This window comes from Duganella sp. CY15W (assembly GCF_009857555.1).
GTDB lineage: Bacteria > Pseudomonadota > Gammaproteobacteria > Burkholderiales > Burkholderiaceae_D > Rugamonas > Rugamonas sacchari.
This window is the reverse complement of record NZ_WWCQ01000001.1, coordinates 1,191,887-1,216,312: the sequence shown is the minus strand read 5'-3', so window position 1 is coordinate 1,216,312 and position 24,426 is coordinate 1,191,887. Positions and strand designations below refer to the sequence as shown.

Below are 24,426 nucleotides of genomic sequence, written 5' to 3'. Positions count from 1 at the left end.
ATCATGCGTACTCTTATTTTCAGCGTCCTGCTGCTGACCGGCGGCAGCGCCCTTGCCCAGACAGCGGCGCCACAGCCAGGCCAGGTGCTGGCGGCCGGCACCCTGCCCGATGAAGCCAGCAAGGCGGCCGTGCTGGCCAAGCTGCGCGAAGTCTATGGCGCAGACAAGGTGGTGGACCAGATCTCCATCGACAAAGTGGCGACGCCGGCCAACTGGAATGGCTACGTGCAGAAACTGCTTACCCCGGACCTCAAGCAAATCAGCCGTGGCCAGTTAAAAATCGACGGTAGCACCGTGAGCCTGCGAGGTGAAGTGGGCAACGAGGCAGTACGCCAGCGCATCGCCAGCAACATCGCCACCAGCCTGAATCCGACCTACACGGTAAATAACGGCTTGCGCGTATCGGCTGCCGATCAGGGTGTGCTGGATAGCGCACTGGCCAACCGTATCATTGAATTCGAAAGCGGCAAGGCCGAACTGACGCCGGCCGGCAAAGGCATTCTGGATGAAATGGTCGCCGCGCTGCGCAAGCTGAGTAACCGCAAGGTCGAAATCATCGGCCACACCGACAGTGCGGGCCTGCGCGCCACCAACCAGGGGTTGAGCCAGGCGCGCGCCGAGGCGGTCAAGGCGTATCTGTCCAGCCACGGCATCAACAGCGAGCTGCTGAGCGCCAGCGGCCAGGGACCGGACCGCCCGGTGGCCAGCAATGACACGCCGGAAGGCCGCGCGCGCAACCGCCGCATCGAATTCCGCATGGCGCAGTAAGCGCCGACCGAAAGAGGACACCATGTATTCTGCACAAGAACTGCTGCAACCCATCAGCGACAGCCAGCCGGCCGGCGCCGACCTGTCGTTTTCATCTGAGCTGGACGCCATCGCCCAGGCCCGCAAGTTTGACGACCCTTCGCTCGACCAGGGCGAATGGGTGACCGAATTGAAGGAAGCCGACTGGCCCTTCGTGGTTGACCGCTGCGCCCATCTGCTGCAGAAATCCAGCAAGGACTTGCGGCTGGCCGTCTGGCTGACCGAAGCTGGCGCACGCGTGCACCAGTTGCGCGGTCTCGGCGAAGGCTTCCAGCTGCTGGCCGGCCTGTGCGACCAGTATTGGAACCAGGGCCTGTATCCGAGCGCGGACGATGGCGACAACGAACAGCGCATTGGTAACCTGAGCTGGATCTTGTCGCGCACTCCAGGGCTGGTGCGCGAAATCGGCCTGACCGAAAATGGCGATTACTCCACCATCGATATCGAAGAAGCCCGCAAGCGCGCCACCAGCGGCGATGAAGCACAGCAAAGCCGCACACCGCGCCTGGCTGATATCGAAACCGCCAAGCGCAATAACTCGGCACAATTCTCCGCCAGTTTCCGTGCCGATGCGCAGTTCTGCATTGAAGCGTTGGAGCAGCTGGAGCGCGTGGCTGACGCACGTCTCGGCAACGACGCTCCAGGCTTCGCCGCAGCGCGCGATGCGGTCAAGGCCATGCTGCGCGCCGTACCTGCCCCGGCGACTGCAGCTGGCGGCGCTACTGGCGCCAGCGAGCCGGGTGAAGCGGAGGAATCCGGTTTGTCGACCGGTATCGGCGCCGACGCCGGCGCTGCAAACACTGCGCCGATGCCGCCGGCGCGCCCTGGTGTCATCAGCAATCGCGCGCAGGCGGTGGCACAGTTGCGCGCGGTGGCGGACTTTTTCCGTCGCAGCGAGCCGCATAGTCCTGCCTCCTACTTTGCCGACAAGGCCGCAGCGGCAGCTGAACAGGATCTGCACACCTGGCTGCGTTCCGTGGTAAAAGACCAGGCATCACTTGCTCACATCGAGGAGCTGTTGGGCGTACAATCCGATGCATGATCTCCAAACAATACGTTTCGCAAGTACGCCTGAGAGCCGACGACATCGAAAGCTTTGACCGCTATCCGTTTTGCCTGCCGACGGTGCGCCATCTTGACGTCCTTGAGCTTCACCCCAAAGTCACGTTTGTTGTCGGCGAAAACGGTTCGGGGAAATCGACGCTACTGGAAGCAATCGCGGTATCGTTCGGCTTCAATCCGGAGGGCGGAACCAAAAATTTTGGCTTCAACACGCGCGCGTCCCATTCAACGCTGCACCAGTACATCCGGCTATCCAAAGGCATCAGGCGTCCGAGGGATGGGTTCTTCCTGCGCGCGGAGAGCTTCTTCAACCTCGCGACAGAAATCGAGGAGTTGGACAAAGGGCCAGGCGGGCCGCCGATCATCAACTCCTACGGCAAAAAATCCCTGCATGAGCAATCGCACGGCGAGTCCTTCTGGTCGCTCGTGATGCACCGCTTCGGCGGCAAGGGTTTCTACATCCTGGACGAACCGGAAGCGGCACTCTCGCCCCAGCGCCAGCTCGCGCTCCTCAGCCGCATCCACGAACTGGCAAACGATGATTCGCAGTTCGTCATCAGTACCCATTCGCCGATCCTGATGGCCTATCCAGACGCCTACGTCTACCAATGCTCGGACACCGGCATCCAGCGGATTCGCTACGAAGACACCGAGCATTTTCAGGTGATGCACGACTTCGTGGTCAACCCCAAACGCATGCTTGACATTCTGCTGGGGGCAAAAGACGCGTAGCCGCTATTTTGATAGAATCGACGTTCACTTTCGACGGGAGTCCTATGCGCCGCTTCGCCCTGCTGCTTCTGCTGTTCGCACCGTTCGCTTTCGCTCAGGTTGACCTGAACATCGCCACCTACAACCTCCGCTACGACAATCCCAACGACGGCAAGAACGTCTGGCCGGCGCGCCGTGACGCCATGCGCGCATTGGTGCGCTACCATGACTTCGACCTCTGGGGCACGCAGGAAGGCCTGGAAAATCAGCTCAAGGATCTGGATGCGCTGGGCGATTATGCCCGCGTCGGCGCCGGCCGCGACGACGGCAAGGACGCCGGCGAGCATTCCGCCATCTTCTATCGCAGCGCGCGCCTTGCGCTGGAAGACCACGGTGACTTCTGGCTCAGCGCCACGCCGGACAAGCCGTCCATGGGCTGGGACGCCCGCTGCTGCAAGCGCATTGCGACCTGGGCACGGCTGCGCGATAAACCCAGCGGTCAGATGTTCTTGGTGCTGAATGCACACTTCGATCATGAAGGCGAAATCGCACGGCGCGAATCGGCGCAGTTGCTGGTCCAGCGCGGCCGTGCGCTGGCAGGTTCACTGCCGCTGATCGTGATGGGCGACTTTAACAGCACGCCGGACAGCACAGCCTTCGCCACCGTGAACGCCGCACTGCGCGATGCAAAGTCGATCAGCCTGACACCGCCCTACGGTCCCGCCGCCACCTTCAACGACTTCGATGTCGCCAAGCCGGCCCGGGAACGCATCGACTACATTTTTCTGAGCCCGCAGTGGCAGGTACTGCGCTATGCGGTGCTCACCGACTCGGTGGAGGCGCGCTATCCGTCCGACCATTTCCCGGTCGTCACCCGCCTGCGCCTGGCCAACTAACCTGATGGAGAACCTGGCTTGAAAACGATAGACCTTGCAACCGCCGAACGCTGGCTGATCGGCTGGACTTTATCCCGCAGCGTGCCGATGCCGCAGCCTTGTGAAGGTGGCCTGGTCGTGGAAGTCGGCTTGCCGACGCAGTTGCGACGCTATGTGTTTATCGATGCCGGCCCCGCCCTGCAGGCATGTGCCGACCGCATACACGAGCCCCTCATTTTCCTCAAGGCGGCCGTCGAACCGCACACCTTACGGCAAGCCTTGCCGGCTCGCTGGCATGTGGAAGCCCCTGGCTATCTGATGCTGGGTCCATCCGAGCCACCACACCTGACGGCGACGCCCTCCGGCTACCAGGTCGTGGTCGATGCGCAGCCCAACGGCCATCTGGTACGCGTCATGCACGAAAGCCAGGAACAGGCGGCATCCGGCCGCATGACGCTGCATCAGGGCTGCGCCGTCTTTGACCAGATCGAAACTGCCGAATCCCATCGCCGGCGCGGCCTGGGATCGGTAGTCATGCAGGCACTGGACGCTATCGCCGCCAAGGCAGGCGCCAGCGAACGGCTGCTGGTGGCAACAGAAGATGGCCGTGCGCTCTACACCCGCCTTGACTGGCAAGTCATCGCTCCCTGGTCGACTGCAGTGCTACCTGGGGCTTAATTTCCGTGTTCTCCGTCATCTGCCTGAAACGTGCACAGGTTCTAGTGGTATGCGGCTGTTTACATTTCTCCGCACATGCGGCAGATCCGTTGCCAGCGAATTTAACAGGCACCTGGGGAACCGGAAAATCGCTGTACGACGGCTTAGACAAGCAAACCGAGATGTACTTGCTCGCAGACGGTTTCGGATTGCTTGCCGGTTCAACGACGCCAGCGCAGCGTGCAGACGGCAGCGATGATGGCAAGCCCGGCCCACGGGCGATCATAGGATTTCCGGTCCGGGCAAATGTGACGAGTGATGGACTGCTGGTGAAGCCGTTCTTGCCTAACGGCGTGCAGTCTGCAAAATTGGAAAAAGCCAGCTTTCCCTGTCTTTACAGCGTAACTAGCCAGACACTGACATGCAATGCGCCAACCGGCGAAACATTCACCATGAGGCGGCGCAGTGAGGCAGTACCGGAAGACGCGCTACGGACCATAACCGAAATCAAAGGGAGTATCGACTAACCATGAGTCTTACTCCTGATTTTGCAGGAAAGCCAACCCGGCGGCGCGAACCACCGGGCTAGCGCTTTACTTCACAGTGTATTTGAACTGCCCAGCCTTGCTGGCGCTGACCTTGATCTTGCCAATCGCCGTACCTTCCGCCATGCGGGCCAGCACCGCTTCCGCGATCTCCGGCAACAGCGTGCCATTGAGGATGTTATCGACGTTGCGGGCGCCGGAGTCCACTTCCGTGCAACGCGCCAGCACGGCTTCCACCAGCGCTTCGTCGTAGCTGAACTCCGCCTTGTGGTTGGTCGCAATGCGGTGCGCGATCTTGCCGAGTTTGAGCTTGATGATCTCGACCAGCACATCATCCGGAATCGGATAGAACGGAATCACTTTCAGGCGGCCCAGGAAAGCTGGCTTGAACTGCTTCATCAGCTGCGGACGCACCAGTTCTTCCAGCGCTTCCACCGATGGCAGTTCTTCCGGCGTCTTGTTCAGGCAAGCCTGCATCAGCGCACTCGATGCCACATTCGAAGTCAGGATGATGATGGTGTTCTTGAAGTCGATCTCGCGGCCTTCCGCATCGTCCATCACGCCTTTGTCAAACACCTGGAAGAACAGCTCCATCACATCCGGGTGGGCTTTTTCCACCTCATCCAGCAGCACCACGCTGTAAGGATTGCGGCGTACGGCTTCGGTCAGTACGCCGCCTTCGCCATAGCCAACATAGCCCGGTGGCGAACCTTTCAGGCCAGAGACGCTGTGCGCTTCCTGATACTCGCTCATGTTGATGGTGATGAGTTTGCGCTCGCCGCCATACAGCACGTCCGCCAGCGCCAGCGCGGTTTCGGTCTTGCCGACGCCTGACGGACCGACAAACAGGAACACGCCTTTCGGTTTGTTCGGATCGTCCAGATTGGCGCGCGAGGTACGCACACGCTGCGCCACGGCTTCAATCGCGTGGGTCTGACCCAGCACGCGCTGTTCCAGCATGTCTTTCAGGCGCAGCACCGTCTTGATTTCGTCCGAGACCATTTTACCCAGAGGGATACCAGTCCAGCCGGCGACGATTTCGGCCACCACATGACCATCCACCTGCACCGGTACCATCGGCGTTTCGCCTTGCAGGGTACGCAGTTCGGTCAGCATGGCCTGGATGTCGCGGGTCTGGCTGCCCTGTCCTTCCACCGCAGGCGCCGCAGCCGCAGAACGGGCCGCGATGATTTCCGCCGTGAGTGCTTTTTCCTTCTCCCAGCGTTCGGACAGCGTTTTGTGCTGCTCATCCGCTGCCGTGCGGGCATCGCCCAGCTCTTGCAGACGCACCACGCGCGATGCGCCGCCTTCGGCCTGCTCACGCTCCAGCGCTGTGACTTCCGCGTCGATGCGTTCAATCTGGCGCGCGAGCGATTCAATACGCGCCGGCGTCGCGTTCTGGCCCAGCGCCACTTTGGCGCATGCAGTATCCAGCACGCTGATGGCCTTGTCCGGCAATTGGCGGCCCATGATGTAGCGGTGCGACAGGCGTACCGCCTCGGTTATCGCTTCGTCGTACACGCGCACGCCGAAGTGTTTTTCCATCAGCGGCGCCATGCCGCGCAACATGGCGCAGGCCAGTTCTTCGCTCGGCTCTTCAACCTTGACGACCTGGAAGCGGCGCGCCAGCGCAGCATCCTTCTCAAAATACTTCTTGTACTCGCCCCAGGTGGTGGCGGCAATGGTACGCAGCTCGCCGCGCGCCAGCGCTGGCTTCAGCAGGTTGGCCGCGTCGTTCTGGCCGGCCTGGCCACCGGCGCCGATCATCGTGTGCGCTTCGTCGATGAACAGGATAATGGCATGCGGGCTTTTCTTGACTTCGTCGATGACATTTTTCAGGCGGTTTTCAAATTCGCCCTTGACGCTGGCGCCAGCTTGCAGCAGGCCCATGTCCAGCGTGTGGATCTCCACGCCTTTCAGCACGTCCGGTACGTCGTCCTGCGCGATGCGCAGCGCCAGGCCTTCCACCACGGCGGTCTTGCCGACGCCCGCCTCGCCGGTCAGGATGGGATTGTTCTGGCGGCGGCGCATCAGGATGTCGATGGCCTGGCGAATTTCCACATCACGGCCAATCACCGGATCGACCTTGCCATCGCGCGCGCGCTGCGTCAGGTTGGTGGTGAACTGGTCCAGCGCTGGCGTCTTGGTGGCAGCGCGCGCCTGCAGTTCACCAACCGGATCGCCGCTATCGTCGCCGCCAGCGGGCTGCGACAGCGGCGTCTCTTCCGAACCAGCCGTCAGCTTGTCCAGATTGTGCTTGATCTGTTCCAGGTCGAAGCGCGCGAACAGCTTGGAGCTGCGCGCAGCCAGCTGGCCCAGCTCCGTATCCGTCAACAGCGCCTGCAGCAGATGGCCGCTGCGGATCTGCACCTGCGTGTTGTCCTGCAAATCCAGCGAGGCGATCAGCCAGGCGTTTTCAAACAGTTTGGGCAGACGGGCCGAGAACACCGGTGTGCGCGTATTGCCGTTCTTGAAGCGCCCTACTTCTGCGCGCAGATCGGCTTCCAGCTGGTTCACGCTGATATCGTTCTGGCGGGCGATCAACACCACGTCGCTCTTGGGCTGCTCCAGCAATGCCAGGAACAGGTGTTCGATATCGACCTCGTACTGGCCCAGCGACACGCACAGGCTGGCAGCACGCGTGGCAGCGGCGCGGCTGGTGTCGTTCAACTTGCCGATCAGCGTTTTCAGATTGATGCTCATGTTCTTATCCTTTTATGATGTCATTGCGTGGATCTCGTAGCGCACGTCGCTGCGGTCCTGCTGCTGCGTCTCTGTGACCAGGAAACTGTCCCAGCCCAAGCGTCCGCCATGACGCGGTTCTTCCAGCCGGGCACCCTGCACGTCTTCGGCGCGCAATACCAGCTGCACTTCATACTCCAGCGTGACGCCGGTGAACATGGTCAGCATGCTCTCCAGCGCTTTCGCTGCGATACCGCCGGGCAGAAAGGATTCGTAGCCTTTCCGGTCCAGCGGGCCTATCACCAGCCGCACGCGCAGGTCGCGCTGCCATACGCGCTCACCGGCCATCGCGCCGCCACCGAGCACCGCGTTGGCCATGCCCAGCATGGTCTGCTGGATATCCGGCACCGTGTACCAGCAACCGATGAACTGCTCGGCGCGCACTGGCTGATTGAAATACTCCGACAACACGCGCGCAATCTGCACCGCCGACGCCGGACGCTGGCGCATGGCGGTGGCAAAGTACGCCATCGATTCATCCAGCACGCCATCACCGCTGTCCGACAGGCGGCGCCGCAGCGACGGGTTGTGCATGCCGGCCAGCGACAGCAGCAGCGGCAGAAAGCCATCCTTGCCGTCGATCTGGTATTTCAGCTCCAGCCGGTATTTGCGCCACGCCTCATAAAACAGGGCCAGCGCGCGGTTGGAAAAGGTATCCAGAAACGCGCGCGGCGCATCGTCCTTCTGGTACAGCATGTGCGCCGCAATGCGTTCGGTGTAATGCGCGGGCAGCGTGCCGTTGCTGCCCAAAAAACCCATGAACGCGGGCGTGATGCGGATATAGCGCAGCTGCGCCGTTTGCAGTGCTTCGCTCAGGCTGGACGCATTGGTGGCGATATTGCGCGGTTCCGGCTGCAGGGCCTCCAGCTGGCTGGCGGGGAACGCCAACGAAGTCGAGTTCTGGAAGCGCAGGAAGTTCGCGACCGCGCCATCCTGCGGCGCGCCGTGCTTCTTGAGCCACAGCTCCAGCATGCGTACCGCCTGGAAGTATTCGAAACGATGCGGCTGCGCGAACAGCCGCTCGATTACAGCAGGCTCAAATCGCCGCTTCGGGGCAAGCATCGCAGCAGTTCCTCTCCGTTTTTATTCGATTTGATGACCAGCTGCGTGAAGCTGTTGGCGTGTACGTACAGGCCGAGGAAGCGTTCGACAATCTGCGCGAAAGCGTGGATGCCGCTGCCGACAAAGGCTTCTTCATCCACCGTCAGCGATACTTCAATGCCGCGCACCAGACAGGCGAACGGATTCCCCGGCAGCCAGGTATTGGCGGCTTTGTGCGTAACCGCGACGATGCCGCCGATCTGGCGCTGCGACGACGGTGAACGTGGCAGGTCATACAGCGTCAGCATCTCGCGGAAGGCATCCAGGCCGCCGCCCGTCAGCGACAGGTGGTTCAGCGACAGGTGCGAAATCAGGCGCCAGTGTGCACCGCGGCCGCGTTCAAAACGGTACGACGGTGTCGGCTTGCGCAGGAAGCTGATCGCGCGCACGCTGGAGCCGCCCTCCAGGAACAGGTCGCCGCCGCGCATGCCGTAGCTCAGCGCTGCGGGCAGATCGCGGTTGGTGCAGCTCAGCTCCAGACTCAGGGTATCGGTTTCCACCTCGGCCGGATCGAAGTCGATATCGACAATCGAGATGTGCGTTTCGTAGCCGGGGCTCTTTTCAGCGATGTCCTCATCGCGGCGCGCAACCCAGTAGTGGCCGTTCTTGTCCGGCGTCTGGCCATGGCGCAGCGAGTAGAACGGGCGAAATTCCTGCACCGATTCGCCTTGCGGCGTCTGGCGCACCAGCTTGACCGACTCGATCGCCTGCACCTCGTAGGCGAAGGCGCGGCGCGCATCGGCCAGCACGGGAGAGCTGGCCGACGCATGCGTCAGGCGGATAGGTTCGCCGCGCTGGCGGAACAGGTTGACCACCGGCGTACAGCCCAGCAGCACGTTGTTGGTGCTCAGGGTCGCCAGCATGCGCGCCAGGTTGGAGTCGGTACGCATGCCGGACAAGGCCAGGTGCAGCGTCACCGACTTGCAGCCGGCCGGCACCACGCCGGTCAGCGCATGCAGGTCGATGTCGAAGAAATTGAACTTCTCCGGGAAGCAGAAGTACTCGGTCAGCAGGCGGTAAGCGGTGTGCGAGCGCGCCGAAAAATCGATCAGCGCCTCTTCCTCCGCGAAGCCGGCCGGCGTGACGGGAATTTTGTGCAGCGGCGTCCAGCGGCCATTGCCGTCCGCTTCCACATAGGCGGCGACCGCGCGCGTGAACAGCGCATCGCGCAACGCGGCGCAGAACGACGGTTCGCCGTCGATAAATACGCGCAGCTTGCCCAGGCCCAGCTGGCCCAGATTCACCTGCTCCGCCGTCACCGACAGGGTCAGGCTGATGCTGGACGTGGCGTTCTGCGGCGGGCGCAGCGCTTCCGGTGTGGCGATGATGGCGTCGAACTGTGCGGCGCTCAGCGCCAGCGGTGCGACCGTCACCGGGTAAGCGGTACGGAAGGTGCAGGCGGCGCCGCGCACCGGGCGCGTGGTCAGCTGCGTACCGCGCGGGATCTCGCTGGCAGTAGTCAGCTGCGCCGCCGCGCCGCTGAAGTCCATGCGCGCGATCGAGCACGATGGAAACGGCCGCAGATAGTGCGGGTACAGCACTTCAAACAGTGCCTCGGTAAACTCGGGGTAGTCGTCATCAAGCCGCTTGGCGATGCGGGAGTTCAGCAGTGCGAACGACTCGATCATGCGTTCGATGTGCGGGTCCTCGCACACCTCGCCGGCGATCAGCAGACGGCCGGCGATTTTCGGGTAGCGTTCAGCGAATTCGCGCGAGTAGCGGCGCAGGAATCCCAGCTCCCGTTCGTAATACGGTAATAATTGTTCCAATCTCAGGCTCCCAGCGGCAACGGGCTAACGCGTCTCGCTTTGCTGATGGTGTAATGCAGGCTTGAGGGCTGCAGGACCGCGTCAAAATTGACCGGTTCATGTGCGCTGTGAACCACCAACAGCGCGGTAATGGCAAAATTCAGGCGGTTGACGGCGTCCGCCCGCAGCTCCAGCGACGCCTGCACATTGCGCAGGCGAGGCTCGTGGCGGGCGATCGCCCTTTCCAGACTGCGGCAAATGAAAGCACGGTCGTCCGTGCTGGACAGCGACAGGCCGGCAAAATCATTCAGGCCATAAGTCGCGATCGACCGGCCGCACTCTGGAAAACGTTTCAGGAGTTCCTCCGGGATGACCGCACGCGTATTGAGTAACGCTTCAAGGTCGCGCGCTACCGCATCTTTCATGTCCTCGATGGACAGGCGCGGTAGTGTGCCACTGGCGCCGTGGAGCGGCGCATCCATCAGGCGGTCGAATAAACCCGGAGTAAATCCTTTCATGCGCTATCAGGCCGTTTTGTTGGCCGACAGATCCCAACCGCCGGAGGTGTTACCACCGGAACCGCCGCCCACTTTTTGCTGGGTGTATTTCCACTTCACTTTCGAGTATTTCAGCGACACGTCTTCGGTCAGGATATTGCCTGGTTCGACAGCTGGCGCCACGCTGGAGATCAGCACGTTTTCCAGTTCGATTTCGAAGTACTTCACGCGGTCGCCCTGGCCGTCAGCGCGCAGGAATTCCAGCTTTGCTTTCGGCAGGGTTTTACCCGACGAGCAATTTTGCAGCAGCAGTGGCGTCGCCAGGTCAGCCAGCTTGCTCACTACAATGTCTTTGTGCTCGGTACGTTCAGCGGTGTGACCGCCGCCGGTCGACGCAGTGGCCGATTTCGGTTGCAGCACTTCCCACTGTACCGATTTCACTTCGATCCAGTCTTTGTGGGTGGTGTCTGCCGATTCGCCTTTGATGCCGTCGATTTGCAGGTAGACGTCGATTGCCATGGGGATTCCTTTCAAAAATTTAAAGAGATTGCTTTACTACGTTGCTTAGGTTTTGGTCGATGCCGGGAGCTCCGCGACCAATCGGAGTGAAACAGACAGTTCGTCCAGCTGGAAGTGAGGACGCAGGAACGACACGGCGCGATATACGCCCGGACGGCCCGGCACTTCCGACACTTGCACCGACGCTTCACGCAGCGGGAACTGCGCCTTCTGTTCCTGGCTGGCGTTATCGTCCAGCAGGACGTACTGCGTTAGCCAGCGGTTGAGGAAGTCCTCGACATTGCTGGCAGCGGCAAAGCTGCCGATTTTGTCGCGCATCATGGCCTTCATGTAGTGGGCGATGCGCGACACCGCAAAGATGTACTGCAGCTGGGCCGACAGCACCGCATTGGCGTTGGCGGCGTCGCTGTTGTACTTCTTGGCCTTCTGTGCCGACTGCGCGCCAAAGAAGGCCGCGTAGTCGGTGTTCTTGCAGTGGACCAGCGAGATGAAACCGAGGTCGCTCAGTTCTTTCTCACGGCGGTCCGTGATGGCGATTTCAGTCGGGCACTTGAGCGCCACTTCGCCTTCATCGGTTTTGAAGGTATGGGTCGGCAGGTCTTCCACCAGGCCGCCGCCTTCCACGCCGCGGATCGCTGCGCACCAGCCGTAGTCCTCGAACGCCGCAGTCAGCTTGGTGCCGAACGCGTAGGCGGCGTTACACCACAGGTATTTCTGGTGGTCGGTGCCGTCCACGTCTTCAACGAAATTGAAGCCTTCCACGGTGGCGCCATCGGCTGGATTGAATGGCAGACGGCCCAGGAAGCGCGGCAGCGTCAGGCCGACGTAGCGCGAGTCTTCCGATTCGCGGAAGGACTTCCACTTGGCGTATTCCACGGTATCGAATACTTTCGACAGGTCGCGCGGTTTGCCCAGCTCACTGTAGCTCTCCAGGCCGAACAGCTCGGGCGACGCCGCCGAGATGAATGGCGCATGCGCGGCAGCTGCCACGTGCGACATCTGCTCGATGAAGTACATGTCTTCCGGCTGGCGGGTGATTTCGAAATCGCCGATCAGCGCGCCAAACGGGGCGCCGCCGAAGGTGCCGAATTCTTCTTCGTAGACCTTGCGGAACATGGTGCTCTGGTCGAATTCCAGCGCCGACTGGAAGTCCTTCACCAGTTCCTTCTTGGTGGCGTTGAGCATCTTGATCTTCAGGTTCTGGCCGGTGGCGCTGTGCTTGACCAGGTAATGCAGGCCGGTCCAGCTGCTTTCCAGCTTCTGGAATTCCGGTGCGTGCATCACGGCCGACAGCTGCGCCGAAATCAGGCGATCCAGCTCCGCCACGCGGGCATCGATGGTGGCGGCCAGATTGTCGGACACCACCACCGTGCCTTCCATGACCTGGTTGACCAGTTCCGCGATCAGATCCTTGGCGCGCGCATGTTCCGTGCTGGACTTGGCGACCTTGCTTTGCTCGACGATCTGGTCCAGCAAAGCCATTTCGGCGACGGCCGGTGCGCCGCCTGGCGTCAGTTGTGCGGACATATCAGTCCTCCTTCTTGTCTGCGGTTTGCTGGCCCAGCACGGCCAGCTTCTCGGTGCTGTGCAGGACATCGTTGAGGATGTCTTCCAGCTTGTCGTTGCCCGCCAGCTTGTTGCGCAGGTCGGCCAGCTTGGTACGCGCTTCCAGCAGTTTGCGCAGCGGTTCCACCTGCTGCACCACCGATTCAGGGCGGAAGTCGTCCACCGATTTGAATTTCAGATCCACCGCAAACTCGCCGCCGCCTTCGCTCAGCTCATTCTTCACGCGGTACGCGGCGCGCGGCTCCACGCCTTTCAGCACTTCATCGAAGTTGTCGCGGTCGATGTTGACGAACTTGCGTTCCTTCAGGCGCTTTTGCTCGACTTCCGAATTGCCGCCGAAGTCACCGACCACGCCCATCACGAACGGCAGTTCCTTGTTCTCGATGGCGTCGCCGATTTCGACGTCGTAAGTCATTTGCACCCGTGGCGGGCGGATTTTTTGCAGCTTCTTCTGCACACTCGTGTTCTTGGACATGGTCTTTTCCCTTCTGGTTACTTCAAAGCGCCAAACGGATTCGCGCTGGCATCGTCTTCCTGCTGTTTGCGGGTGGCCGGGGCCTTCTTGCCTTTGCCACGTGCCGGCGTGGCCGCCTGCTGCACTGGCGGCTGCGCTGGCGGCACCAATACCGTTTCGCCCAGGCTCTCGCGCAGCAGCTTGGCCAGATCCTGCGATTCGGTGCGCAGGGAACCGGACAGGTTGTTCTGGCGGCTCAGGTCCGCCAGCGAGCGCGTCGACAGGCGCAGGCCGCTGATGGCGATGATGCTGTTGGCCAGCGTGTCGTTCGGATCGCGCACCAGCACTTCCTGGGCGTTGATGATGGCGTCGCCGTACTGGCCGGCCTCGTAACGGGTCTGCGCGATGCTCAGCCACGGCGATTTATCGGCTGGGTAAGCGACCGCAGCCTGCTTCCACAACGTCACGGCTTGTTCTTTCTGGCCCGAGCCGGAGGCCGTGCTGGCCTGGGACAGCATCGATTGCAAACTCGGCTTGGCGGCCACTGCGGGTGTAACTGGCGCGATGGTGGTACAGGCGCTGAGCGCGGCCACGCAGATAGCGGCGCTGGCGAAACGGCCGACTTGGCCGAGGGCGAATACGGTTTTCATGCTTACCTCAAATACGATATCAAATAGGAATATTAAAAACACAAGTTCTGCGACTGGCGCCACGTTATCAGAAATTTATTATTGACCGCGTTCAATTGAACTCAACCGTGTGCGGGCAACCCCTGCGCACAATACGAACCCATCCGTGCGACCCTTTAACGAAAGAAATGTTAGTGTTCTGATACTTTCAAAAAAGGCCACAGCATGAGCAGCAAGATTCTTTGGGGCGAAGGCCTGTTCCTCCGCCCACAACACTTTCAGCAGCAGGACCGCTACCACGAGCAGCGCCTGCATCAAAGCGTGCAGGCGCTGCACCCGTACGCTTGGGGCGTCAACCAGCTCCAGCTCGACCGCGATGCGCTGGCGAATAACAGCCTGCGCCTGCTGGAGCTGTCGGTGCGCTTTCAGGACGGCGAATTCTTCGATGCGCCCGGCGCCGACGACCTGCCCGATCCGGTCGACCTGAGCCAGCTGCCGCAATCGCAGCAGACCATCACCTACTACGCGGCGCTGCCGGCGTTCAAACCGTTCGGCGGCAACTTCGGTGAAGGCGCGGTGCGCTACCAGCAGAGCAACCAGGACACGCCGGACCTGTACACGCAAGCCGCGTCGGCCCAGCTCAGCTACCTGAAAAAAACGCTGCGCCTGGTGCCGGAATTCGATCCGCGCGATTCGTACACCCACTTCCCGCTGCTGCGCCTGCGCCGTGCGGCCACCGGCGGCTTTGAACTCGACGCCTCGTTTGTGCCGCCGAGCCTGAGCCTGCGCGCCGCGCCGCTGCTGTTCCTGCAGCTGCGCCGCCTGCTCGATGCGCTGCAGGCCAAGGTGGCGGCGCTGTATGGCCATCACCGCGAGCCAAGCAAACACGTGATCGAATTCCGTTCAGGCGATATGTCCTCGTTCTGGCTGCTGCATACGGCCAGCTCCTCGTTCGCCTCGCTGACCCACTACTTCCAGCATCCGGCACTGCATCCGGAGCGCCTGTACGAACAGCTGCTCGGCCTGGCCGGTGCACTCATGACCTTTTCGCGCAGCTGGACCCTGGCCGACCTGCCGCCGTACCAGCACAACGATCCGGGTCCGGCTTTCGCCACGCTGCACCAGATCATCCGCGAGCTGCTGGACACCGTGATTTCGTCGCGCTACTTCGCCATCGCGCTGCGCGAAGTGAAACCGTCCTACCACCACGGCATGCTCGATTCCGGCAAGATCGACGACAAGACCACGTTCTATGTCGCCGTCTCCGCCGCCATGCCGGCCAGTGAACTGGTGGACGTGGTACCGCTGCGCTTCAAGGTCGGTGCGCCGGACGATGTCGATAAATTCGTGCTGTCGGCCATGCCCGGCGTGCGCCTGCAGCACGCGCCGCAAGTACCGGCCGCCGTGCCGGTGCGTCCAGACGCCCTGTACTTCTCCATCGAGGCCAAGGGCCAGATGTACGAACGCATGCTGCAGGCGCAGTCGATCTCCATTTACGTCCCTAGCGGCATCCATGACCTCAAGCTGGAACTGGTCGCCGTTACTTCCTGAGACCCGAAACCATGAATACCGTTTCCGCACCTTCCCTGATGGGCGCAGCGCCTGCGCCAGTGGCCAGCAACGCGCCGCAAACCCTGCTCGACCTGATGTACGACGGCTTCTACGCGCTGTTCATGCTCAAGAACGGCAATGGCCCGCAGGAGAATGCCGAATTTGCGCAGAAGATGTCGCAGTTCCTTGATGACTTCAACCGCGCCGCACGCAAGCATGGCGCCTCGCCCGACGATATCGACGCCGCCAAATACGCATTCTGCGCAGCCGTGGATGAGATCATCCTGCGTTCCAACTTCGCCATCCGCGACGCCTGGGAACGCCGTCCGCTGCAACTGGCGCTGTTCGGCGAACAGCTGGCCGGCGAAAACTTCTTCCATCGCCTGGAAGCATTGCGCGCACGCGGCAGCGCGCATTTGCAGGCGCTGGAAGTGTTCCATATGTGCTTGCTGCTGGGCTTCCAGGGCCGCTACATTCTGGAAGGCTCGGAGAAACTCAACTACCTGACCGCGCGCCTCGGCGACGAAATCGCCAACATGAAAGGCAAGCGTGGCGGCTTTGCGCCGCATGCGGAACGTCCCGACCAGATCGTCCACAAGCTGCGCAGCGACCTGCCGCTGTGGGTGTTGTGTTCCGTGTTTGGCCTGATCTGCGTGCTGGGCTACATCGGTCTGCGCACCTCGCTGAACCGCAATACCGAGCAGCAGGTGGCGGCCTATAACGATGTCGTCAAGCTGGCGCCGCGCCAGGCCAACCTGACGATCACCTTGCCGTAAATGGATATCGCTGCATTAATCCCCTCGGCACTGGGGCTGTTTGGCACCGGCTTGAGCCAGCACGCGCGCCTGATTACGCTGGCCAGCGCGCAGGACTCGTCGCTACCGGAATCCCTGATGGCGGAACGCTTCGCCGGGCGCGAAGGCGTCAATGAGCTGTACGCGTTTGAAGTCGATGCGCTGAGCACCTCGACGGATCTGGACCTGAACCAGTTCATTGGCGAAGAGCTCACCATCACCCTGCTGCAAGCTGACGGCAGCCGCCGCGCATGGCACGGCATCTGCACCGAAGCCGCGTGGCTGGGCGCCGATGGCGGCACCGCGCGCTATCGCCTGCTGCTGGAACCGGCGCTGGCCCTGCTGCGCCTGCGCCGCGACAGCTATATCTTCCAGGATCTGAACGCCCAGGGTATCGTCACCGAGCTGCTGGCGGATTATCCGCAGTTGCGCTTTGAATTCGACGTCACGCAAACACTGGCGCCACGCGCGATCTGCACCCAGTACCGCGAAAGCGATCTGGAATTCTTCACCCGCCTGCTGGCCTCCGAGGGCCTGAGCTGGCGCTTTGAACACGACCAGCCGGACCAGCAAACGCAGGACGGCCAGGCACGCCACAAGCTGGTGATCTTCGACAGCAAAGCGCAGGCGCCCGATATGCCGGGCGGCGCCGACATCCGCTTCCATGGCGTACGCGCCACCGACAGCGCCGACGCCATTGACCAGTTTTCCGCACGCCGCCAGGTGCAGCCGAATGCCGTCGGCATCAGCAGCTGGGACCCGGCGCAATTGCTGGCGCCCGCCGCTGAACAGGAATCGTCGCTGGACGCGGGCGAGCTGCCGTCACTGCCCGTGTACGACGGCGGCGGCGAACGCATCGCCAACGCCAGCGGTGAACCAGACCAGTACAGCCAGTTGATGCTGCAAGCGCTGGAGCTGAACAACAAGGTGTTTGAAGGCGAAGGCGCGGTGCGCCAGCTGGCCGCCGGTCACGCCTTTGCGCTGACGCAGCATGAGCGCTACTTGGAAGACAACCGCTTTACCGCGCTGTGGGTAGAACACGAAGCGCGCAACAACTTCACGTCGCAAGTACAGAAACTGGCCGACCTGCTGGAGGCCGGGACGTATCGCAACCGCTTTGGCTGCGTGCGTTCCGCTGTGCCCATCGTCCCGCGCGGCATTGCCGCGCCGCAGGCTGCGACAGCACTCGGACCGCAGACCGCCATCGTGGTCGGCGCCAACAGTGCCGTGTCCACCACCACGCGCGACCATCAGGTACGCATCCAGTTTGCCTGGCAACGCGGCCACGGCGCCAATGCTGGCGGCCTGGGTCACGACACCGACGCACACGGCAGCGCCCCCGGCGACGATAGCAGCGGCACCTGGGTGCGCGTAGCGGAAGCGCTGGCAGGCCCCAACTGGGGCTCGCAGTTCACACCGCGCATCGGCACCGAAGTGCTGGTGGATTTCATCGACAACGACATGGATCGCCCGCTGGTGGTGGCCCAGCTGTACACCGGGTCTGACACGCCGCCCTACGCGGCCGGCGAAGATTCCGGCGCCAACCACGCCGGCACGCTGTCCGGCATCCATAGCCATAACTTTGATGGCGGCGGCTACAACCAATGGCAGCTGGACGACACGCCGGGCCAGGTACGCACACGGCTTGCCACCAGCAGCGCGGCCACCCAGCTCAACCTGGGTTATCTGATCGAACAGGCGCCCGCCTCTGCGCAACGCGGCGCCTATCGCGGTTCCGGCTTTGAGCTGCGCACCGACGCCTGGGCCGTGATCCGCGGCGGCGGCGGCGTGCTGCTCACCACCAGCGCGCGCAACGCACAAGGCAGCGGCGTCAGCTCCACGCAGATGGACATGGCCGAAGCCGTGCGTGCGCTGAAAACCGGCCGTGAACTCAGCCGCATCATGGTCGATGCCGCCAAACAGCAGCAGGCGCTGTCCAGTGCCGATGCGGCCAAGGCGCAGGAAGACATGCTGACCCGTATCGATCCCAAAGAAAAAGGTAAGCACGACGGCGCCGTCAACGGCCAGGATGCCAGCAAGACCAAAGAAGACGCCCGCGATCTGGATGCCTCACAGCCGGTAGAAAAATTCGCCGATCCGCTGGTGCTGATGGACGCCCCGGCCAGCATCAACTGGGCCACGCCCGCATCGACCGTGCTGTTCGCCGGCGAGCAGCTGCAATGGACGTCGCAAGGCGACATCCACATGACGGCGCAGCATACGCTGTCCTCCGTCTCCGCCAATGCGGCGGGCTATTTCAGCCACGCGGGCGGCATCCAGGCGATTGCGGCCAATGGCCCGGTATCGCTGCAGGCGCACACCGACCAGCTGGAAATCCTGGCCGATAAAGCCGTCAAGGTCATCTCCGTCAACGACAGTATCGAGATCAAAGCCAACCAGAAAATCGTACTGCAAGCCGGCCAGTCCTCCATCACGCTGGAAGGCGGCGACATCACCTTCGCCTGCCCTGGCAGCTTTACCGTCAAGGGTGGCCAGCACGTGTTTGAAGGCGGCGGTAGCGCGCCCCCCACGATGCCAGGTTTGCCGGACAGCCGCCTGAAACTGTATGACGAAGCGTTCGTCCTCAAAGACCGCGATAGCGGTGAGCTGATGCCACGCCAGCCTTACCGCATCAAACGCGCCGACGGCAGCTACGAAGAAGGCATGACGGACGAGAAAGGCCTGACGCACATCATTGCCGCTGCCGCCGTGGAGCAACTGGTGATCGAACTGCTGCATACCGGCGTGGAACAACCGGAACAGCCGGTACCGGCCACCCGTGATCCGAAATTCAAGACAGCAGGTGCCTCGTCGACCACGCCGGTTGATAACAAACAGCGCAAGGAAGTCAAGGTCAAGCTACCGCAATGCTGGATGGAAGACTACGAAAAGGAAATCAAAACCAAGACGCCGGGCCACTATTGCCAGAGCTACGATGCGGCCGGCGCACCACACAATTACAATATCAGCGTGCAGTACAAGATCTATGTGCCGGTCAAATCCAACACGGAGATCGTCGCTGAGCTGCGCCTGCACGCGCAAACGGTGCTCGATGCCGTGGGCGAGGCGCTGGAAGAGTCAGACAAAGGAACACCAGCTGCGGCAACCCGCGCCAAGCAGCGCGAAGCCGTGGTGGCCTACGTCAAACGACTGGCAGAAGCCGGGTTGAACGCCCACTGGAACAATAAGTTCAAGATGGAGATCACGGATCCGCAGTGCGGTAAGCGCACCTTGCCGATCGTGTATAAAATCAAGTGGGTGGACTCCGGCGAGCACTATAAGCTCAACATCCACAAGCGCTATGATCGTGAAGGTGTCACCGGCCCTATCATCGACGTGTCGACGGCGACGGATGAATGGACCTATGCGCATGAATTTGGCCACTGCTACGGTCTGCCGGACGAGTACTCCTATGTGAAGGACTCCACCGAAACCGTGAAGTACTATAAGCCCGACGGCACCATGAGCGAAGCGATTGTGGCGCCGTTTGATGGCAAAGACCCCGACGAGCCGGATGCCACCATCATGGCGGCCAATCCATCGACCGTGGTCAAGCCACGGCATGCATGGAATATCGCCATTGAGGTTCAAGCGCTGCTATGCGCCAAACTGGGACGTAAAATCAAATGCGACATCGTCTGAGATTATTATTTGTTTTAATACTGTTTTCACTACCGCACTTAAAAGGAAATGGCATGAGCAGCCAGTTGTTATCGGTTCAGGTAACTTGCAAGGAAAAAACCGAGTGCCTTTTCGATGGCCAGGATATGCCGATTGATATCGCGATCAGGAATGTATCGCCTTTCTCCATCGGCTTGCCGCAGCAGTATATGCAGGAGAAAGGCCCGTATCTGACCTTGATTGACAAGGAAACGCAGGCCAAGGCCGTGCTGAAGACCGGCCTGCCGAAATTCGCGCTCAAAAAGGTATTCACGACCATCAAGCCAGGCGAAGTGATTCACCTGTCATCCATCCTGAAAGCGCAGGAGATCACCGAGTTCCGCCTGAAACTGATTGATGTCACCGCGCTCATCGAGCTCTCGGCCAAGGTCAAGGTCAACGACCCTGCACTGCCGCCAGAACATGAACTGAGCGATTTCGAATCCAGTGCCACCTTGCGTATCCTCGGCAAGGACACGCTGGAACTCCTCAACCGCAAATAGCGTATCAACGCGGTTGGAGAGGTCTGTGATTAAACGCCGCCGCGCCCTGCTTTGCATGCTGGCGGGTTTGATCGCACTGCCCGCGGCTGCTGCAGATCCAGTCCAGCAAATACCGGCGTTGTTGACGCGCTTGCGGACCAGGCAAGACATCGCAGCATTAAATCAGGCCATCACGCTGACTGCCAGCCTTCCCAAGCAAAAAGCCGCGCAACAACGAGTTTTGTGGCGCACCGTATTTTCCGCGATCGATGCGGAGACCATACCTGGCTACGATTTTTCTGATGTGCCGGAATTGAATCTCGCTCCGTCACCTGAAGTGCAGCTGCCGGCCGGCGCGGCGCCGGAAGCGATCAAGGACAAGGCGTTGCGCGAAGCCTACGAGCAGGCGCTGGCGCAAAACCAGTTGAAGGCGCAGCGCTATCGTTACCAGTCTGCCTTGCGCGAACAAGCCGAGCGAGCAAGGGACTTAATGTCCGAAAGTGGACAGCGATAGCGTTCGTTTTTGAACAGTTCCGGCGTCCACAGGGCGCAAATCGGCGTGGCATGGGACTTGCTGTTCTTTTTTCCATTATTGAGAGAGGAGACACCATGGGGGACCTGACACTGGGCGCCAGCGACAAGGAGCAGAGCATCGCCGTTGACATCAACGCACAAGGCCAGATGGCCGGCATTATCGAGGATGACGATGGCCACCAGCGCGCCATCCTGTTCGACAAGCGGCCAATAGAACTGGGCACACTAGGGGGCAACGAGGGCTTTACCAAAGCGATCAATGCGCGCGGCGATGTCGTCGGCACCTCGCAGGACGCCCGTGGTTACTGGCGCGCCTTCATTGTTCCTTACGGTGGCAAGATGCGCGACATCGGTACGCTCGGTGGCAACAGCAGCTATGGCGCCGCCGTCAACGATCATGGCCACATCGCCGGCTATGCCGACACCACCGACGGCTATTACCGCGCCTTCAGCGCCGACGGCGACAAGGCGCCGGTCGACCTGGGTACGCTGGGCGGAAAAATCAGCTACGCAGCGGGCATCAACAACCACGGCGACATCGTCGGTACCTCGGCCATGATGGATGGCTACCGCCACGCCTTCCTGTACCAAGCCGGTGGCGCCATGCAGGACATCGGCACGCTGGGCGGCCGCTCCAGCAGCGCCACGGCCGTCAACGACAATGGCATGGTGGTCGGCGCATCGGAAACTGCAGGCCGGCGCTGGCACGCCTTTGTCTGGGACCAGGGCAAGATGACCGATCTCGGCGCGCTGATCGGCTATGGCGACAGCTTTGCCACCGCCGTCAACAACGCCGGCCACGTGGTCGGCAGCATCCGCATCGGCGATGAGCGCCGTTCCTTCGTCTACCGCGACGGCAAGATGACTGTGCACCCGGGCGGCCATGGCCTGTACCTGGTCAATGCCATCAACAACCAGGAGCTGGTGATCGGTGCGCGCAGCACCGGCAACAAGTTTCATGCCGCCACCATGATCTCCAGCCAGCCCGCCGTAGAAACGCATGGCGGCCAGGATCTGCTCATGGCAGCGGCGCTGGTGGTGACGACAGCGGTGGGCGTGGTGATCTACAAACGCCGTTACCGCGGCATCCGGCTGCCTTTCAACGTATCAGCTTGACCAGCGAGGTGCCGATGGCGAACCAGCCTATCAACGGCACCAGCTTGCGCAGCATGGAGCGCATCACCAGCGGGCCGGTGCCATTGCGCGCCCGGTACAGCCGCAACGCCCATGGGTAAGCCAGATGCGTTGACGGTACCTGCGGCACGGTGCGCAGCAGGTACTGCGCCATAACGACCAGGATCACCAGCGCTGGCGGCACGGCTTTCGACAGGGGGATGGGCGACATCCAGCACATCACCACCGTGCCGCTGATGATGACCACCGCCAGCAGCAGGCGGCGGTTGACTTCTCCGTGCGCTGGCGCCGCGCGCTGCATGCGCATCGCCAGCCATAGCCAGGCTCCCATCAATATCATCATCGCGGCCAGCAGCAGGCCGCTGCGGCCGCTCACGCTGCCGGTCGTTTCCTCGCTGCCGGCGCCGGCCGCGCTGCTGTACAGGTTATAGCCCAGCGCATCGCGCGCCTGCTTCAGGTGGGCGGCGTAATTGCCCATGTCGCCGGGCTCCACGTGATCGCGCAAGGCTTTGTAGTAGGCGGTAATCAGCACGCTGCGGCTGTCCGGCCCCTGCGTGACCTTGTATGAAAACGCGAACGACGGATCGTGGACTTCCACCTTGCTGGTCTTGATATTCCAGCGCTCCGGCAAGCGCACTTCCGTGGTCTCGGTGATTTCGTAGGGGTACTCCAACCGCAACGGCGCATTGCGGCTGATCGCCTCGGGCGCCTTGAGCGAGCTGTCGATTTCCGACACCTCGACATAAGCCTCGCTGCGCGCGCGCTTTTTGTTGAAGGTCCAGAAGCCGGGAATGCGGTAGTGTTCCACCGTCGTCAGCTCGTTACGGCGCTCATCGTCCTGCACATCCATGCCGCCGTTGGCGCGCAGGCTTTCGTAGCCGCGCGCGTAAAAATTCTGATACTGCGTCTCCAGCTCGGCGCGGCTATGCTGCAGCTGCGTGCGCAGACTGTCGGCGCGGTCGCCCTGCACCGTGGTGCTGATGGTGTAGTTGACCGGCCGATCCACGCCATCGGTGGCATCGAACACGGCACGCACGCGCTTCACACCGCCGGTGCGTGGCCCCATCAGGCTCAGTGCCGTGCTGCCCGGCTCCAGCACCAGCGCATAGCCGTAATCCGGCTGGTGCAGATACGCCAGCTCGCCCTGCTGCATGCTGCGCGTCGGGTCGAGCCAGTACACATTGCCGTCCACGCGCGCACTTACCAGCACGTGGTTGAAGGCCAGTGGCGTCGGCGCCCAGTGTTCGATATCTCGAGTGATCTCCGTGTTGACCAGCGCGGGCACGGCGTCAATGCCCAGCGCACGCAGCATGGTGATGGTCAGCAGCGTCTTGTCCTTGCAGTCGCCAAAGCGGCGCTGGTAGACCTTGTCCGGCGGGGTTGGCGCATGCGAGCCGGGGCCGACTTCGATGCCAAGGTAACGGATTTCACGCTGCACCGTACGCAGCACTTCGGCCGTGCGGGCGGCGGGATCGGTGTAGTCACGGCCGATACGGGCGATCTCCTCGCGCAGGGCCGGCCCCACTTCGCGCGGCGGCTGATACAGGGGCAAGGCCCACTGCACCACCGAAGCCCATTCGGCAAACTCGGTCCACTGCACGGCGGCATAGGGATTAAACCATTCCGGCGCCCCCTTGTCGGTCTTGAAGCCCGGCGTGGCGTATTGCTCCCAGCGGTAATCGCGATAGCCGTCAGCTTCGCTGATCTGCGGTTCCATCTTGCTGTTGTGCGCGACGATGCGCAGCGGACGGTTACGCGGCATCAGCAGGCGCACGAAGGAACGCGCCACCGGCACCGACCACGCCATCTCGGCCCGGCTGGAAACCTTCCCCTGAAACACCGGATTAACTCCGTCCAGGCTGAACGCATACTCGACGATGTCACCGATGCGGATATCGTCCAGCAGCACGCTGGCGGTCATGCTGCCGTCGTACACCAGATAGTCCAGCTCAGTCTCGCGCTGCAGCACCTGCACGCGCGCGCCCGGCAGTTTGGGAATCACCTTGCCATTGCGGATGACATTGATCGCATGCAGCGTCAGGGTCTGGAACGAGGGATCAAAGTTGATGCTCAGGTTGGCGACCTTCTCCACCCCGCTGCCATCCAGTGCCTTGCTGGCCGTATGGAAGTACGTCACCTTGCCGCGCTGGTCGACGCGCGTCTGCATATCGCGCAGCAGGAAGGTCACGCTGCCGCGCTGCGGTGATGGTGATGGCGAAGGCGATGGCGGCGGCTCGGCCGGCAGCGCCAGCACCCAGGCCGGCGGCGCGCCGGTTTTATAAGCGTCCGACCTGGCTTGCGCGTCACCGGCGCACAGCAACAAAAATCCCAGTACCGCAAACACGAAGTGCATCAGCT

Annotated in this window: 21 protein-coding genes; 12 read left to right on the top strand and 9 right to left on the bottom strand. The window is 61.9% G+C overall.

Translation table 11 applies throughout. The annotated features are described in order from the left end of the window. Window positions 1-3: 3 nt before the first annotated feature. Genes GTP58_RS05760 through GTP58_RS05735 form a run of 6 tightly spaced genes read left to right on the top strand, consistent with a single transcriptional unit; the run spans window position 4 to window position 4,639 of the window. Window positions 4-768: an OmpA family protein gene (locus tag GTP58_RS05760; RefSeq protein ID WP_161076617.1), complete on the top strand. Its 765-nt coding sequence runs from the start codon at window positions 4-6 to the stop codon at window positions 766-768. Window positions 769-790: 22 nt separating this feature from the next. Further along, a complete protein-coding gene (gene tssA / locus GTP58_RS05755) occupies window positions 791-1,849 on the top strand; it encodes a type VI secretion system protein TssA (RefSeq protein ID WP_161076616.1) in 1,059 nt (352 codons plus the stop codon). Further along, window positions 1,846-2,601, top strand: coding sequence for an AAA family ATPase (locus GTP58_RS05750; protein WP_161076615.1), 756 nt, complete (start codon window positions 1,846-1,848; stop codon window positions 2,599-2,601). Before tssA ends, GTP58_RS05750 begins: the two co-directional genes overlap by 4 nt. A 44-nt stretch (window positions 2,602-2,645) precedes the next feature. Next, window positions 2,646-3,476 carry an endonuclease/exonuclease/phosphatase family protein gene (locus GTP58_RS05745; RefSeq protein ID WP_161076614.1) on the top strand — a complete coding sequence of 277 codons (831 nt, stop codon included), beginning with the start codon at window positions 2,646-2,648 and terminating at the stop codon, window positions 3,474-3,476. Window positions 3,477-3,494: 18 nt separating this feature from the next. Next, window positions 3,495-4,133 carry a GNAT family N-acetyltransferase gene (locus GTP58_RS05740; protein ID WP_229215433.1) on the top strand — a complete coding sequence of 213 codons (639 nt, stop codon included), beginning with the start codon at window positions 3,495-3,497 and terminating at the stop codon, window positions 4,131-4,133. 5 nt (window positions 4,134-4,138) lie between these two features. After that, on the top strand, window positions 4,139-4,639 hold the full coding sequence (locus GTP58_RS05735) for a hypothetical protein (RefSeq protein WP_161076613.1): 501 nt from the start codon (window positions 4,139-4,141) through the stop codon (window positions 4,637-4,639). Between the two features lie 66 nt (window positions 4,640-4,705). On the opposite strand, the gene tssH is transcribed toward GTP58_RS05735, so the two are convergent. From tssH to GTP58_RS05695, 8 genes are read right to left on the bottom strand one after another with little or no spacing between them, the layout of a single operon-like run. Beyond that, entirely contained in the window at window positions 4,706-7,360 is a 2,655-nt protein-coding gene (tssH, locus tag GTP58_RS05730; RefSeq protein ID WP_161076612.1) for a type VI secretion system ATPase TssH, read from the bottom strand. A gap of 12 nt (window positions 7,361-7,372) precedes the next feature. Next, window positions 7,373-8,461 (bottom strand): type VI secretion system baseplate subunit TssG, encoded by a 1,089-nt coding sequence (tssG, locus tag GTP58_RS05725; RefSeq protein WP_161076611.1) that lies wholly within the window; start codon window positions 8,459-8,461, stop codon window positions 7,373-7,375. Next, the gene (gene tssF, locus GTP58_RS05720) at window positions 8,425-10,269 is read right to left on the bottom strand and encodes a type VI secretion system baseplate subunit TssF (RefSeq protein WP_161076610.1); all 1,845 of its coding nucleotides are present in this window, start codon (window positions 10,267-10,269) and stop codon (window positions 8,425-8,427) included. Before tssF ends, tssG begins: the two co-directional genes overlap by 37 nt. Window positions 10,270-10,271: 2 nt before the next feature. Beyond that, on the bottom strand, window positions 10,272-10,766 hold the full coding sequence (tssE, locus tag GTP58_RS05715) for a type VI secretion system baseplate subunit TssE (protein ID WP_072784309.1): 495 nt from the start codon (window positions 10,764-10,766) through the stop codon (window positions 10,272-10,274). A gap of 6 nt (window positions 10,767-10,772) precedes the next feature. Next, window positions 10,773-11,264, bottom strand: a complete 492-nt coding sequence (locus tag GTP58_RS05710; protein ID WP_072784307.1) for a type VI secretion system tube protein Hcp — start codon at window positions 11,262-11,264, stop codon at window positions 10,773-10,775. A 45-nt stretch (window positions 11,265-11,309) separates the two neighbouring features. Then, entirely contained in the window at window positions 11,310-12,791 is a 1,482-nt protein-coding gene (tssC, locus tag GTP58_RS05705) for a type VI secretion system contractile sheath large subunit (protein WP_072784305.1), read from the bottom strand. Window position 12,792: 1 nt separating this feature from the next. Beyond that, complete coding sequence (gene tssB, locus GTP58_RS05700) at window positions 12,793-13,305, bottom strand: type VI secretion system contractile sheath small subunit (RefSeq protein ID WP_072784303.1); 513 nt, start codon at window positions 13,303-13,305, stop codon at window positions 12,793-12,795. A gap of 17 nt (window positions 13,306-13,322) precedes the next feature. Further along, complete coding sequence (locus GTP58_RS05695; RefSeq protein WP_229215432.1) at window positions 13,323-13,934, bottom strand: hypothetical protein; 612 nt, start codon at window positions 13,932-13,934, stop codon at window positions 13,323-13,325. 204 nt (window positions 13,935-14,138) lie between these two features. Here GTP58_RS05695 and tssK point away from each other — a divergent pair, with 204 nt between their 5' ends. The 6 genes from tssK (at window position 14,139) to GTP58_RS05665 (ending at window position 22,050) form a co-directional block, all read left to right on the top strand. Then, window positions 14,139-15,464: a type VI secretion system baseplate subunit TssK gene (gene tssK / locus GTP58_RS05690; protein WP_072784299.1), complete on the top strand. Its 1,326-nt coding sequence runs from the start codon at window positions 14,139-14,141 to the stop codon at window positions 15,462-15,464. Window positions 15,465-15,475: 11 nt separating this feature from the next. Beyond that, window positions 15,476-16,240, top strand: a complete 765-nt coding sequence (icmH, locus tag GTP58_RS05685) for a type IVB secretion system protein IcmH/DotU (protein WP_072784297.1) — start codon at window positions 15,476-15,478, stop codon at window positions 16,238-16,240. Next, complete coding sequence (gene tssI, locus GTP58_RS05680) at window positions 16,241-19,900, top strand: type VI secretion system Vgr family protein (RefSeq protein ID WP_161076609.1); 3,660 nt, start codon at window positions 16,241-16,243, stop codon at window positions 19,898-19,900. It abuts the gene before it with no gap. Window positions 19,901-20,025: 125 nt separating this feature from the next. Further along, complete coding sequence (locus GTP58_RS05675; protein ID WP_161076608.1) at window positions 20,026-20,421, top strand: hypothetical protein; 396 nt, start codon at window positions 20,026-20,028, stop codon at window positions 20,419-20,421. Between the two features lie 25 nt (window positions 20,422-20,446). Next, window positions 20,447-20,914, top strand: a complete 468-nt coding sequence (locus GTP58_RS05670; RefSeq protein ID WP_161076607.1) for a hypothetical protein — start codon at window positions 20,447-20,449, stop codon at window positions 20,912-20,914. Window positions 20,915-21,009: 95 nt separating this feature from the next. Further along, window positions 21,010-22,050 carry an HAF repeat-containing protein gene (locus GTP58_RS05665; protein ID WP_229215431.1) on the top strand — a complete coding sequence of 347 codons (1,041 nt, stop codon included), beginning with the start codon at window positions 21,010-21,012 and terminating at the stop codon, window positions 22,048-22,050. On the opposite strand, the gene GTP58_RS05660 is transcribed toward GTP58_RS05665, so the two are convergent. Then, window positions 22,034-24,421 carry a DUF3857 domain-containing transglutaminase family protein gene (locus GTP58_RS05660; RefSeq protein ID WP_161076605.1) on the bottom strand — a complete coding sequence of 796 codons (2,388 nt, stop codon included), beginning with the start codon at window positions 24,419-24,421 and terminating at the stop codon, window positions 22,034-22,036. The genes GTP58_RS05665 and GTP58_RS05660 overlap by 17 nt on opposite strands. Between the last annotated feature and the right edge of the window lie 5 nt (window positions 24,422-24,426).

Coding starts and splice junctions, on each gene's coding strand:
- icmH (WP_072784297.1), top strand. CDS start 15,476: ATGAATACCGTTTCCGCACCTTCCCTGATGGGCGCAGCGCCTGCGCCA.
- tssE (WP_072784309.1), bottom strand. CDS start 10,766: ATGAAAGGATTTACTCCGGGTTTATTCGACCGCCTGATGGATGCGCCG.
- tssK (WP_072784299.1), top strand. CDS start 14,139: ATGAGCAGCAAGATTCTTTGGGGCGAAGGCCTGTTCCTCCGCCCACAA.
- tssC (WP_072784305.1), bottom strand. CDS start 12,791: ATGTCCGCACAACTGACGCCAGGCGGCGCACCGGCCGTCGCCGAAATG.
- GTP58_RS05675 (WP_161076608.1), top strand. CDS start 20,026: ATGCCGATTGATATCGCGATCAGGAATGTATCGCCTTTCTCCATCGGC.
- tssH (WP_161076612.1), bottom strand. CDS start 7,360: ATGAGCATCAATCTGAAAACGCTGATCGGCAAGTTGAACGACACCAGC.
- GTP58_RS05660 (WP_161076605.1), bottom strand. CDS start 24,421: ATGCACTTCGTGTTTGCGGTACTGGGATTTTTGTTGCTGTGCGCCGGT.
- GTP58_RS05750 (WP_161076615.1), top strand. CDS start 1,846: ATGATCTCCAAACAATACGTTTCGCAAGTACGCCTGAGAGCCGACGAC.
- GTP58_RS05710 (WP_072784307.1), bottom strand. CDS start 11,264: ATGGCAATCGACGTCTACCTGCAAATCGACGGCATCAAAGGCGAATCG.
- GTP58_RS05760 (WP_161076617.1), top strand. CDS start 4: ATGCGTACTCTTATTTTCAGCGTCCTGCTGCTGACCGGCGGCAGCGCC.
- GTP58_RS05695 (WP_229215432.1), bottom strand. CDS start 13,934: ATGAAAACCGTATTCGCCCTCGGCCAAGTCGGCCGTTTCGCCAGCGCC.
- tssA (WP_161076616.1), top strand. CDS start 791: ATGTATTCTGCACAAGAACTGCTGCAACCCATCAGCGACAGCCAGCCG.
- tssI (WP_161076609.1), top strand. CDS start 16,241: ATGGATATCGCTGCATTAATCCCCTCGGCACTGGGGCTGTTTGGCACC.
- tssG (WP_161076611.1), bottom strand. CDS start 8,461: ATGCTTGCCCCGAAGCGGCGATTTGAGCCTGCTGTAATCGAGCGGCTG.
- tssB (WP_072784303.1), bottom strand. CDS start 13,305: ATGTCCAAGAACACGAGTGTGCAGAAGAAGCTGCAAAAAATCCGCCCG.
- GTP58_RS05745 (WP_161076614.1), top strand. CDS start 2,646: ATGCGCCGCTTCGCCCTGCTGCTTCTGCTGTTCGCACCGTTCGCTTTC.
- GTP58_RS05665 (WP_229215431.1), top strand. CDS start 21,010: ATGGGGGACCTGACACTGGGCGCCAGCGACAAGGAGCAGAGCATCGCC.